General features: G+C 52.1%; 10 protein-coding genes and 1 pseudogene. 3 read left to right on the forward strand and 8 right to left on the reverse strand.

Features of this window, described 5'->3' with window-relative positions; translation table 11 throughout:
* Position 1 precedes the first annotated feature (1 nt).
* On the reverse strand, positions 2–1,375 hold the full coding sequence (gene xseA, locus ACH1XZ_RS00410) for an exodeoxyribonuclease VII large subunit (protein ID WP_395593884.1): 1,374 nt from the start codon (positions 1,373–1,375) through the stop codon (positions 2–4).
* A 160-nt stretch (positions 1,376–1,535) separates the two neighbouring features.
* Here xseA and guaB point away from each other — a divergent pair, with 160 nt between their 5' ends.
* Together guaB and guaA are read left to right on the forward strand one after the other, a co-directional pair.
* On the forward strand, positions 1,536–3,002 hold the full coding sequence (gene guaB, locus ACH1XZ_RS00415; protein ID WP_395593885.1) for an IMP dehydrogenase: 1,467 nt from the start codon (positions 1,536–1,538) through the stop codon (positions 3,000–3,002).
* A gap of 68 nt (positions 3,003–3,070) precedes the next feature.
* Positions 3,071–4,648 carry a glutamine-hydrolyzing GMP synthase gene (guaA, locus tag ACH1XZ_RS00420; protein WP_395593886.1) on the forward strand — a complete coding sequence of 526 codons (1,578 nt, stop codon included), beginning with the start codon at positions 3,071–3,073 and terminating at the stop codon, positions 4,646–4,648.
* Between the two features lie 302 nt (positions 4,649–4,950).
* Here guaA and ACH1XZ_RS00425 read toward each other — a convergent pair whose 3' ends face one another.
* From ACH1XZ_RS00425 to ACH1XZ_RS00445, 5 genes and pseudogenes are all read right to left on the reverse strand, one after another.
* The gene (locus tag ACH1XZ_RS00425) at positions 4,951–5,721 is read right to left on the reverse strand and encodes a response regulator (RefSeq protein WP_395593887.1); all 771 of its coding nucleotides are present in this window, start codon (positions 5,719–5,721) and stop codon (positions 4,951–4,953) included.
* A gap of 93 nt (positions 5,722–5,814) precedes the next feature.
* A pseudogene (locus ACH1XZ_RS00430) lies at positions 5,815–6,138 on the reverse strand (integrase core domain-containing protein); the annotation flags it as partial.
* 87 nt (positions 6,139–6,225) lie between these two features.
* Positions 6,226–7,695: an AAA family ATPase gene (locus ACH1XZ_RS00435; protein ID WP_395593888.1), complete on the reverse strand. Its 1,470-nt coding sequence runs from the start codon at positions 7,693–7,695 to the stop codon at positions 6,226–6,228.
* A 338-nt stretch (positions 7,696–8,033) separates the two neighbouring features.
* On the reverse strand, positions 8,034–8,549 hold the full coding sequence (locus ACH1XZ_RS00440; protein WP_395593889.1) for a GNAT family N-acetyltransferase: 516 nt from the start codon (positions 8,547–8,549) through the stop codon (positions 8,034–8,036).
* A gap of 5 nt (positions 8,550–8,554) precedes the next feature.
* Positions 8,555–9,748: an MFS transporter gene (locus ACH1XZ_RS00445; protein WP_395593890.1), complete on the reverse strand. Its 1,194-nt coding sequence runs from the start codon at positions 9,746–9,748 to the stop codon at positions 8,555–8,557.
* Positions 9,749–9,845: 97 nt separating this feature from the next.
* Here ACH1XZ_RS00445 and ACH1XZ_RS00450 point away from each other — a divergent pair, with 97 nt between their 5' ends.
* Positions 9,846–10,733 carry a LysR family transcriptional regulator gene (locus ACH1XZ_RS00450; protein ID WP_395593891.1) on the forward strand — a complete coding sequence of 296 codons (888 nt, stop codon included), beginning with the start codon at positions 9,846–9,848 and terminating at the stop codon, positions 10,731–10,733.
* Positions 10,734–10,751: 18 nt separating this feature from the next.
* Here ACH1XZ_RS00450 and mscS read toward each other — a convergent pair whose 3' ends face one another.
* Positions 10,752–11,630 (reverse strand): small-conductance mechanosensitive channel MscS, encoded by an 879-nt coding sequence (gene mscS / locus ACH1XZ_RS00455; RefSeq protein WP_395593892.1) that lies wholly within the window; start codon positions 11,628–11,630, stop codon positions 10,752–10,754.
* Between the two features lie 371 nt (positions 11,631–12,001).
* Complete coding sequence (locus ACH1XZ_RS00460; RefSeq protein ID WP_072011319.1) at positions 12,002–12,205, reverse strand: YfgG family protein; 204 nt, start codon at positions 12,203–12,205, stop codon at positions 12,002–12,004.
* Positions 12,206–12,377: the final 172 nt, after the last annotated feature.

The raw sequence follows: 12,377 nt of genomic DNA on the forward strand, positions 1-12,377 counted from the left end.
GTCAGAGGGCTTTACGGGCGCGCGGTTTTTTCTGTGGGGTCACGGTGGTGACCTCACTCTCTACCCAGCCGTCTTCCAGACGAGTGGTGATGGTATCGCCCGCTTTTACCTGTTTGACCTTTTTCAGCACGTTCCCGCTGGAGGCGGTGGACACGCTGTAACCACGGGCCAGCGTTGCCAGTGGGCTGACGGCTTCAAGGTGCGTGACGGCGTTACCAAAACGTTCGCGCTGCTCGCTCAGACGGGCGCGAATATTCTCGGCCAGACGATACTCCAGTTGCTGAATACGCGACTGGGCGCGATGAATGCGCGGCTGCGGGTTCTGCTGATTCAGGCGCTGCACCATGCGTTGCTGGCGTTGATTGGCCTGTTTCATCTGGTTTTCCAGCGCCGAGCTCATGCGCTGGCGAAGACGTTCCAGCGTCGTCTGCTGGCGCGCCAGTCTTAGCTGCGGGTGCTGCTGCTGGAGGCGATGGAATATCTGGGTAAAGCGACGGCTGCGGTTGGCCAGGTAGTAGTCCATCGCCATGCCGAGACGCTGCTGGGCGGATTGGATCTGGCGGACTAACTCCTGCTGATTGCGGCTGACGATTTCCGCGGCGGCAGATGGCGTTGGCGCGCGCAGGTCACCGACAAAATCAGCAATGGTGACGTCAGTTTCATGGCCGACGGCGCTTACCACCGGAATACGGCTGGCAAAAATAGCCCGCGCCACGCGCTCATCGTTAAAGCTCCACAAATCTTCCAGCGAGCCGCCGCCGCGCCCGACGATCAGCACGTCGCATTCGTGGCGGGCGTTGGCCAACTCAATGGCGCGCACGATTTGCCCCGGCGCATCTTCGCCCTGGACGGCGGTAGGGTAAATTACCACCGGCAGCGACGGATCGCGGCGTTTCAATACATGAAGAATATCGTGCAGCGCGGCGCCCGTTTTGGAAGTAATCACCCCAACGCAGTGCGCGGGGGAGGGGAGCGGCTGCTTGAACTGCTGGTCAAAGAGGCCTTCAGCCTGAAGCTTTGCTTTTAGCTGTTCATACTTTTGCTGTAATAGACCTTCGCCCGCCGGCTGCATGCTCTCGACGATGATTTGATAATCACCGCGCGGCTCGTACAGCGTAATATTGGCTCGGACCAACACTTGTTGCCCATGCTGCGGGCGGAACGTCACGCGGCGGTTGCTGTTGCGGAACATCGCGCAGCGCACCTGGGCGTTATCGTCTTTTAAGGTGAAGTACCAGTGGCCGGAAGCGGGCTGGGTGAAGTTTGAAATCTCGCCGCTAATCCACACCTGGCCCATCTCCTGCTCAAGCAGTAGACGTACCGTCTGGTTAAGGCGGCTAACGGTAAAAATTGAGGGGCTTTGTGAGGATAACATGTGAGCGGGATCAAATTCTAAATCAGCAGGTTATTCAGTCGATAGTAACCTGCTAACAGGTGAGTGCAAGCATTTTATGCAAAAAAGTGTGGATGCAATCGCTTACGCTCTGTATAATGCCGCGGCAATATTTAATAACCTCCCAGGTGAGATATTGCCCATGCTACGTATCGCAAAAGAAGCCCTGACGTTTGACGACGTCCTCCTCGTTCCCGCTCATTCTACCGTTCTGCCGAACACTGCTGACCTCAGCACTCAGCTGACCAAAACGATTCGCCTGAACATTCCTATGCTCTCTGCGGCAATGGACACCGTGACTGAAGCGCGCCTGGCAATTGCCCTGGCACAGGAAGGCGGCATTGGTTTTATCCACAAAAACATGTCCATCGAGCGCCAGGCGGAAGAAGTTCGCCGCGTGAAGAAACACGAATCTGGTGTGGTTACCGACCCACAGACCGTTCTGCCAACCACCACTCTTGCCGAAGTGAAAGAGCTGACCGAGCGTAACGGCTTCGCGGGCTACCCGGTTGTGACCGAAGACAACGAACTGGTCGGTATCATTACCGGTCGTGACGTGCGCTTTGTGACCGACCTGAGCCAGCCGGTGAGCGTTTACATGACGCCGAAAGAGCGTCTGGTTACCGTTCGCGAAGGCGAATCCCGTGAAGTGGTCTTCGCTAAGATGCACGAACGCCGCGTAGAGAAAGCGCTGGTGGTGGACGATAGTTTCCACCTGCTGGGCATGATCACCGTTAAAGACTTCAAAAAAGCCGAACGTAAACCAAACGCCTGTAAAGACGAGAAAGGTCGTCTGCGCGTAGGCGCGGCGGTTGGTGCGGGTGCGGGCAACGAAGACCGCGTTGATGCGCTGGTTGCAGCGGGCGTTGATGTCCTGCTGATCGACTCCTCCCACGGCCATTCCGAAGGCGTTCTGCAACGTATCCGTGAAACCCGTGCGAAATACCCAGACCTGCAAATCATCGGCGGCAACGTGGCTACCGGCGCAGGCGCTCGTGCGCTGGCTGAAGCGGGTTGCAGCGCGGTTAAAGTGGGTATCGGCCCTGGCTCCATCTGTACGACTCGTATCGTAACGGGCGTAGGTGTACCGCAGATCACCGCCGTTTCCGACGCGGTTGAAGCACTGGAAGGCACCGGTATTCCGGTTATCGCCGACGGCGGTATTCGTTTCTCCGGTGATATCGCCAAAGCGATCGCCGCAGGCGCTGCTGCCGTGATGGTAGGCTCTATGCTGGCAGGTACCGAAGAATCCCCGGGTGAAATCGAACTCTACCAGGGCCGTTCTTACAAATCTTACCGCGGCATGGGCTCCCTGGGCGCGATGTCCAAAGGTTCTTCCGACCGTTACTTCCAGAGCGATAACGCTGCCGACAAACTGGTACCAGAAGGTATCGAAGGTCGCGTAGCTTATAAAGGTCGCCTGAAAGAGATCATTCACCAGCAGATGGGCGGCCTGCGTTCCTGTATGGGTCTGACCGGCTGTGGTACCATCGACCTGCTGCGTACGAAGGCTGAATTCGTGCGTATCAGCGGCGCGGGTATCCAGGAAAGCCACGTTCACGACGTGACCATCACCAAAGAGTCCCCGAATTACCGCATGGGCTCCTGATAAGTTTCCGCGCCCGGTTTTTACCGGGCGCTTTGTTATTGTTTCACTTGCCTCGGAATTAACGTCAAATGACAGACAATATTCATAAACATCGCATTCTCATCCTTGATTTCGGTTCCCAGTACACCCAGCTGGTTGCACGTCGCGTACGTGAACTGGGCGTTTATTGTGAGCTGTGGGCATGGGATGTTACTGAAGCGCAAATCCGTGAGTTCAATCCGAGCGGTATCATCCTCTCCGGCGGCCCGGAAAGCACCACAGAAGCAAACAGCCCGCGTGCGCCAGAGTACGTGTTTAGCGCTGGCGTGCCGGTCTTCGGCGTATGCTACGGCATGCAGACCATGGCAATGCAGCTGGGCGGCCACGTTGAAAGCTCTACCGAGCGTGAATTCGGCTATGCGCAGGTTGAAGTACAGACCGACAGCGCGCTGATCCGCGGCATCGAAGACTCCCTGACCGCTGAAGGCAAACCGCTGCTGGACGTGTGGATGAGCCACGGCGACAAAGTGACCGCTATTCCGGAAGGCTTCGTCACCGTTGCTAGCACCGATAGCTGCCCGTTCGCTATTATGGCGCACGAAGAAAAACGCTTCTACGGCGTGCAGTTCCACCCGGAAGTGACCCATACCCGTCAGGGCCTGCGTATGCTGGAGCGTTTTGTACGCGACATCTGCCAGTGTGAAGCGCTGTGGACCGCAGACAAAATTATCGAAGACGCCATTGTTCGTATTCGCGAGCAGGTGGGTGACGATAAAGTTATTCTGGGCCTGTCCGGCGGTGTGGACTCCTCCGTTACCGCCATGCTGCTGCACCGCGCAATCGGTAAAAACCTGACCTGCGTGTTCGTCGACAACGGTCTGCTGCGCCTGAATGAAGCCCAGCAGGTGATGGATATGTTTGGCGACCACTTCGGTCTGAACATCGTTCACGTCGAAGGCGAACAGCGCTTCCTCGACGCGCTGAAAGGCGAGAACGATCCAGAAGCCAAACGTAAAATCATCGGCCGCGTATTCGTTGAAGTGTTCGACGAAGAAGCGCTGAAGCTGGAAGACGTTAAGTGGCTGGCGCAGGGCACTATCTACCCTGACGTTATCGAATCTGCGGCCTCCGCAACCGGTAAAGCGCACGTCATCAAATCTCACCACAACGTGGGCGGCCTGCCGAAAGAGATGAAGATGGGTCTGGTTGAACCGCTGCGTGAGCTGTTCAAAGACGAAGTACGTAAAATTGGCCTGGAACTGGGCCTGCCGTACGACATGCTGTACCGTCACCCGTTCCCAGGTCCAGGTCTCGGCGTTCGCGTGCTGGGCGAAGTGAAGAAAGAATACTGCGACCTGCTGCGTCGCGCGGACGCTATCTTTATCGAAGAACTGCACAAAGCCGACCTGTACAACAAAGTGAGCCAGGCGTTCACCGTGTTCCTGCCGGTCCGTTCCGTTGGCGTGATGGGCGATGGTCGTAAATACGACTGGGTTGTTTCCCTGCGCGCGGTCGAAACCATCGACTTTATGACCGCACACTGGGCGCACCTGCCATACGATTTCCTCGGCCGCGTATCCAACCGCATCATCAACGAAGTCAACGGTATTTCCCGCGTGGTGTATGACATCAGCGGTAAGCCACCGGCTACGATTGAGTGGGAGTAGGACTGGCTATAAATAGTAAATTAAACCTTTCCAACTAACTTTAATGCCAGTCAGTTTTCTGACTGGCATTTTTTATTGGTTTTTCATTGAGTGTATGACTTCTATTTTTAAGGCCGTAATTCTATAATATCGGCTATGGCCTAAAGATAAAAGCCATTACCAACAAAATGGCGGTATTCCAAAACAGTCTAGCCGGAAGTGCTTACAAGGGTATGATGAGATCGATCAAATCGACAAATGAGATACTGGCCGTTGTGAGCGTCCGGCAACCGTAGCCGTAGGGGGCGAATTTAATGGCTTTGTTATGAGCCATTGGTAATCGCACCCATGACAGTTTGAAAGAGTTCTTCTGCTCGATTAGTGGAGCCAATTGCGCCTCTTTCTCTTGCCATTCTCTTGTGCTCTGGTAGATCTGAGGACGCATAGATCATAAAAGGAGTTTTGTCTCCCATTGCGCGTAATTTTTCTAGTAAGACATAACCTTCTTGCGCCCCTTCTTTGCGATCCATATCCGAAATAATAGCTGCAAACTTATTTGTTTTTATCAATTCCAAGGCTTCGTCAGTTGAAAGAGCTAAAGCGAACTCTATTCCCTGTGCCTCAAATGCCTGTCTTTCGTAAACATTATTTTCTGGTCGATCATCCACCCATAAAATACGATTTCGCCATTTTTCATGCTTACTCTGCCGTTTTGCATTGGATACAACGTTGACGATTTTTCGCAGTTGGCTTTCAGTGACCCCTGCACTATTTTCAGGCTGTTTTGCTGTGGCGGCGGCCAATGATGCTGCTGTAGCTATTTGTGCTCTTAAAAAATTATTTTCATCTTTGAAATCTGACGGCCCGTAAAGCTTATTATGGTGTTTCGCAACAAGCCAGAGAAAGCCAAGAAACACAATGACAGGAAAGAAAACCATGAAATAAATAAGGGGAGCTATATGCTCTGATAAGCCATTACCAAAGCCAACGACGAAAGAGGCAAATCCATAAACGAGAACAATAAAGAGTGCAATGATACCAAGAGGGCTTTTGGTAAATCCTATTGCAGTTTCAGCAAATTTCTCTGGTTCCATATCCATCCTCAGTATTGCTCATAACACAGTTAAGTCGTATTAGATCAGACCTGATCTGACAATTACCGGCTATTTATAAAGGTATCTGTCAGATTACATCTGGCTTAAGTTTTTCTCATCCCAGATGTGCTTTCCATCAAGTAACGTTTCCATCGGCGTCCGGCCACTGCACATTTTTCCCTGATGGGTTCGCTCATTATTATAGTGAACCAGCCATTCATCAAGAACCGATTGTAATGCTTCAAGATCATCATATAACTTTTTGCGGAACGTCACCTGATAAAACTCGTTCAGTATCGTTTTATGGAACTGCTCGCAGATACTATTGGTCTTAGGTGACGTTGCCTTCGTTTTCGTATGCTCAATATCATTTATCGCCAGATAAAGCTGGTAATCATGCTGCTCCACTTTACCGCAATCTCTTGGTGTATTGAGAGGCGGGTTATAAAATAAATCCTGATACCATGAGGGCGGATCAATCGTGGTCATGGTATCAGGCTATTCTCATGGGTTTATTGCGTCCCTGAAAATGACGTCGCTGACCATTTTTCCGTCAAGGAAATCGATCAACATATTCGAGTTTTCAAGGTCTTCTCTGGTCAATGCTCCGATTGCTTGTCCAACTACTACCTCCCAAGGTTTTTTGCACTCAACAATAGCACAGACGAGTTGGCGGATTTTCTTGATCTTCTTGTGACGCAATCGGTCGTTCGACTCCATTAGTTCTGCAATCAACGATATGTCGGAATGTGTTTGATTATCCTCAACCCATTTTTTGGCTGCGGCTACAAACTCCACCCATGTAACGTTCATTACTGCAAGGCATGAATCAGTCAAAAGAACATTTTCGATAGCGTAACATCGTAAGCGATAGCGTTTAAGAGGTAGGCGATGTTCAAGCGACTCGTTGATTACACCATCGCCGTCACGAAGGGAAAAGGCGATTGGATTGTCATAGAGTGTACTAAGGAGGTCTACGCAAAAATCCTCAAGTTGACTCTGTTGATCTACGCTACCTGCTAGTACGGGAAAGATTTTTATTCGACCCTGTGATGTTCTGGCCGCTTGTTGCCAGACTCGTTCGTCGTCCTCTCCTTCCAAAATTAATGCAGCGTCTTCGCTAAGAGAAAGCGATAGGGGGTGCCCGAAGAATGGTGCAATCTTTCGAAGTTCGTCGCTGGCCGGTATCAATGAGATTTCATTCACTGCAAAGCTCTTCGTGCCGATTGATACATATGGTGAGGCGGCAAGAGAACAGACGAGCGGAGAGCTATGAGTGGATAAGCATATGGCAATGCTATCTGCGTGGGTTCTGAATTCGTCGAGCATACTGATTATCAGCTTGCCCAGTCTAGCTTGGAGGTCGGGGTGCAGATGTACATCAGGCTCATCAAGGAGGAGTACGTTGAATTTCTCCAGATCTATTGTGTCGAAGAAATAGATGATTTCTGCGGCTAATGCAACCGCTTCTGATTCGCCGCTACTGATCTGGGCAGGATCAATGATCTGACCATCTACAAGTGATCGAAACTCATAATCGGCGTTACCCATCTCGAGCGAAATGTTAGTGAGAAGCTGATTAATTTTACTTAATCGGTCTGTCTGAAAGTTTCGCGTTAGATCAGTTCGAATTTCCGGGGTATTGGCAAGTCGACGTAAGTAAAGCGTCTCAGCCTCGCGAAATAGCATAGCCGATGCAGCTTTGAAGTTGCTTGCCTGATTAACTGCCCGAGTGTGCCTCAGCCATTCGGGGTTGTCGCTCATATTTGTGAGGACGTTGCCATCACGCTTGAACGACCCCGCTCGCTCTGGACTTACATATCGGACATAAAATCGCTGCTTGTTCTGGCTGGTTGTTTCTTCGATATCGCGAAGGAAACGGCTTTTTCCCGCGCCGTTTCGGCCCATAATTATGTTGATGTTGTTCAAGCCGTAAAGTCGGCCAATTTGGCCAGATAACTCACTTACTTTCAAGATGGTAACTCCATTTTTCATTGCCACATACGATATCGAATACACTAACTGAATAGGTGCGTTGATGCCTCATTTTGTTCACATCTGCGTTGAAATGAGTGATGTGACCGAGCTAAGGACTCTAGTAGGAGTAGAGCGACCATATTGTTCGTCTGAACAGCCTGTAGACAGCCCTATTGCTGAGACATGGTATTTTTCGTGGTATCTGCTAAGTAATTGTTTACAATGCATTGATTTATTTATCTTTTATTTTCTCATTGATATTCGAGTGGGAATAATATTCCTGCGGTCGTGACGTTAAAAAGCCTCTGCAATGCAGAGGCTTTTTTTATAGCTACTTATCCACGTAGCCGCCTGAACATCAAGCTCGGCTCCTTCCCCGGCACATCGTCAATCTCTCGCACCAGCGTCAGCCCGCACTTAAGCAGCACCTTCTGTGAGGCAAGATGGTTTTTGCGCACGATACCCACCACTTCTTGAAATTCCAGCACGTTGAACGCGTAATTAATTGCCGCCAGCGAAAACTCAGTGGCCAGCCCTTTGCCCCAGGCCTCTGGTGCAAAGCGATACCCCAGGTTGTTCACCGTGCAGTCGGGATATTCCACAATTCGCAGACCGCCAAAGCCAATCACCCGCTGCGGATTTTCCCGCAGGCTGATGGCCCAGTTACCGAAACCATAAACCTGGAGATGCTCGAGCCACCCCGCTAGCACCCGGCTAGAGTGTGCGATATCTACATGCGGGCCTGCGGGGTTAAAGGTGTTGGTCGCCGGGTCACCGTAAATGCGATAAAGATCGTCGAGATCGTCTGCCGTTGCCGGACGTAAGGTGAGATGTTCAGACTCCAGGTGCATGGGGATTATCCTTGTCGATAAGGTTGTTCATCGCGCGTTTTTATTGTGCGACTAGCCTGGCACAGCGCAATCGACACTGCCAGCCCCGCAACGATCAGTGCCAGTACGGCAGAGACCATCAGGCTGCCATTGAGTCCCAGATGCTGGTTCAGCCAGGCATAGGCAAACGGCGAAGCGGCGGCCAGTAACTGCGCGGGAATTAATAATATGCCGGTGCGCTGGGCATAGTCTTCGGCGGCGAAGAGTTGCAGTGGCAGCGTGGCCTTAAAGACGGTGGTTAGCCCATTAATAGCGCCATAGCCGAAAACAAAGCCCCCGGCAGCCCAGGCAATATGCGCGCTGCTAATGCCAAGAAGAAAACAGAGCGGGATGAGAAAGGTGGTAAGCAGCGTGAGCGTCATCGGCGTTAACGCTGAACCTGAGGCCACCTCAAGAAAACGTGCGCCGGTCTGCCCGATGCCCCAGAGTATGCCAATAGTGATGGGCAGACCGTGAGCGGTGATAAACTCGGGCAGGTGCGTGGAGGTGCCGTTGGAAATAAAGGTCACCAGCGCAATCAACAACGCGAAGAGCAGGCTAGTGCGGCGGTCATGCTGTGATGCGGGGGCGCGACGCCGAGATTTCACCGGGGGTAATTTTTGGTTTGGCAGCGTTTTTAACAGCAGGGCGCTGATAATCCCCAGTAGAGCGTAAAAAAGTAAAGCATGTCGCCAGTCGATGATCGTTAATAGCGCTGTGCCTAGCGGCCAGAATACGGCGGAGGCAAGCCCGCCGGCGAGCGTAACGCGAGAGAGGGTCGAGCGGGCGCGCTGGCCGTACAAATTCACCAGAGCGGCGAAAAGTCCGTCGTAAAGCGCCAGCCGCATACCGATACCGGTTATCAGCCAGGCGGCATACCAGCCTGCGAGCGTGTGAATCACCGACATCAGCAGGCAGCCTACGGCTATCAGCAGCGTGCCGCTCACGACCACGCGCTGACCGCCAAAATGCGCCAGCAGTCGGGCCACCCAAGGGGAGAGTAGCGCCATTGCCAGCATCGCCAGCGTCAGTCCCAGATAAATATGCGTTGGTGCCCACCCGGTATCCTGCGCAATGGCGCGGGCGAAGGTGCCAGGCATATAAAACGAAATTCCCCAGTTGATGAGCTGGTTGCCTCCGGCAGCGAGAGTGATGGAGAGCGGTGCGGCAGGTGTTTTCATTAGCTTTCCGTAAGTTATGCAGTTGCTGGCAGCATAACCTGCGCGCTATTGTGCAGGCAGAGCCCCCCGTTTATGACCCTGATAAGAGAAACTTTGAATGATGACGCTAAACCTGGGATATCTGGCGACGTTTCGTTTGGTCGCCCAACGCGGCAGCTTCTCCGCGGCGGCGGATGTACTGGGTATTTCGCAGCCTGCGGTGAGCCTACAGGTGCGGCAGCTTGAACAGTTTTTGCAGGCCAGGTTGATTGAACGTACCGGGCGCGGTGTGAAGGCCACGGCGGCGGGTATGGCGCTGCTGTCGCATAGTGAACGTATTGAACAAGCGGTGAATGAAGCGGTGCAGTCGGTCAATGATTGCAGCCAGAAAGTGAGCGGCACCATCTCGCTTGGCACCGGCGCCACGGCCTGTATTCATCTGTTACCGCCGTTTTTACAGCAGCTTCGTGAACGATACCCGATGCTGGTGGTAGGGGTGACCACCGGTAATACGCAGGATATTACCCGCGCGGTAGAAGAGAACCGTCTCGATATGGGATTGGTGACGCTTCCGGCCAGCGGACGTGGCCTGGACGTCACGGCGGTAATACGTGAAGAGTTTGTGTTTATTAGCGCTGACGCCCAGGCTGAACTCAGCCCTGAGGTGCTACAGCGCCTACCGCTGATTGCCTTTGAAGCCGGGAGCGGGACGCGCACGCTGATTGATGGCTGGTTTCAGCAGGCAGGGTTACAGGTGACGCCGGTGATGCAGCTTGGCAGCATTGAAGCCATTAAACGAATGGTGGCTGCGGGTTTGGGTTACAGCATTATTCCGCGTATGGCTGTAACACGTCGCGACGATAGTGAAGGGCTGCACGTCCGGTCGCTGTCGCCGCTGCTTTATCGTCAGCTGGGCGTGGTGCTGCGTCAGGATAAAATTCGCAGTAAAGGGATGACGGAAGTTATCCGGTTATTACAGCAGCACGAGTGGAAGACTCCCCTCTGAAAAGAGGGGAGATGGCAGTTAGTCTACCAGTTGCAGCTGTTGCTGAGGCCGGTTGGTGACGTTCTCTACGCGAATATCCATCTGTGGGTACGGCAGGTCGATGTGATTGGTATCCATCGCTTCTTTGATATTTTCCAGCAGATCGTAATAGGTGTTCCAGTATTCGGCGTTACGTACCCATACGCGAACGTAGAAGTTCAGCGATGAAGCTCCCAGTTCACCCAGACGGACGGTCGTCCCCCGCTGTAGATCGATACGATTATCCTGCTCAATGATGCGCGTAATCACTTTTTTCACATCAGCGATACGGCTCTGATAGCCAACGCCAATGACCAGATCGATACGGCGGAATGGATGGCGTGAGTAGTTGATGATGTTGTCGGCGATGATCTTACCGTTCGGAATAACCACTTCTTTACTGTCGCCGGTAAGCAACGTGGTGGAGAAAATATGGACCTTCTCAACGGTGCCGGTCATGGCGCCAATCTGTACCACTTCACCGGCACGGAAAGGACGCAGGGAGACCAGCATGACGCCGGCGGCAAAGTTTGACAGCGAACTTTGCAGCGCCAGGCCAACGGCGAGACCTGCGGCACCGATCACCGCAATGATGGATGAGGTTTCAATGCCCAGGCGACCCAGCGCGGCGACCACGGAAAAGGCGAGCGTGATGTAACGCACCAGCGCGGTAAAGAACTGGACAATGGTGATGTCAACCTTGCGCTTTAACAGCAGCTTCTCCAGACCACGGGAGAGCACGCGGGATATAAACTTACCGATAAATAATAGAATAATCGCGGCAACGATGTTCCAGCCAAACTGGATAACGGCATCACTATGCCCCGACATCCACTCCAGGCTGCTTTTTATTTTAGGAAATAAGGTAAAACCAGTCATGCTCAAACCCTGTCGCGTTATAATGAATAGTGGCTAAATCAATTAAATATCCAAAACATATATAAATTTTTTATGTATTTATAAATTGGATTGTTTTGGGATTATGTATTGGTGACTATTAGTGCGCTTACTGATTCTTTTTTATGCGCTTTATCAGGGCTACAAAAAATCAGCGCGGCATGTTGCGACTGTAGAAAAAGAAAAGTTTGCGTAATTGTGCGGGAAGAAATTTTTTTACCAATATCGGCGGATAAAGGTCAGCGTTTGATCAGAAAGAAGGGGTAACTAAATTCCTTACCGGATGGTTAAAAGTCGGGTTGTTAGCCATCCGGTAAGGAATCTCGGTGTAAAAAAATGGTGGATGCAGGGCGTTAACGAACGTCTGTTTGTGCGGGAGGCGTCTTTTGCGACAGGCTGCTCTGCTGGGATTCTTTTTTGTCCTGGTGGTGATGCCACGCACCGATAGAGGAGTAGACGAAGCGTCCGAAGAAGAAGATAAAGCTGATAAGCAGTACGATTCGGGTCATTCGACCGTTAAATCGGTGTCGCTTGCGTAGGCTGGTAACCTGGCTCACAAAGGGGTCCTTACGTTATACCCATAGACGGGCGATGGGTACATTAAGGCACAGAGAGGGGCAGGGGTCAATTGCGGTGAATGTAAAGAACCGTCAGATAAAACATTAATTAATGTTATATAAGATATTATTCGTATTCACAAGCTGGCGTTGATAATTGGCGATAGACCTA

This window comes from Kluyvera chengduensis, assembly GCF_044197065.1.
Classification (GTDB): Bacteria; Pseudomonadota; Gammaproteobacteria; order Enterobacterales; family Enterobacteriaceae; genus Kluyvera; species Kluyvera ascorbata_C.

Coding starts and splice junctions, on each gene's coding strand:
- xseA (WP_395593884.1), bottom strand. CDS start 1,375: ATGTTATCCTCACAAAGCCCCTCAATTTTTACCGTTAGCCGCCTTAAC.
- guaB (WP_395593885.1), top strand. CDS start 1,536: ATGCTACGTATCGCAAAAGAAGCCCTGACGTTTGACGACGTCCTCCTC.
- guaA (WP_395593886.1), top strand. CDS start 3,071: ATGACAGACAATATTCATAAACATCGCATTCTCATCCTTGATTTCGGT.
- ACH1XZ_RS00425 (WP_395593887.1), bottom strand. CDS start 5,721: ATGGAACCAGAGAAATTTGCTGAAACTGCAATAGGATTTACCAAAAGC.
- ACH1XZ_RS00440 (WP_395593889.1), bottom strand. CDS start 8,549: ATGCACCTGGAGTCTGAACATCTCACCTTACGTCCGGCAACGGCAGAC.
- ACH1XZ_RS00445 (WP_395593890.1), bottom strand. CDS start 9,748: ATGAAAACACCTGCCGCACCGCTCTCCATCACTCTCGCTGCCGGAGGC.
- ACH1XZ_RS00450 (WP_395593891.1), top strand. CDS start 9,846: ATGATGACGCTAAACCTGGGATATCTGGCGACGTTTCGTTTGGTCGCC.
- mscS (WP_395593892.1), bottom strand. CDS start 11,630: ATGACTGGTTTTACCTTATTTCCTAAAATAAAAAGCAGCCTGGAGTGG.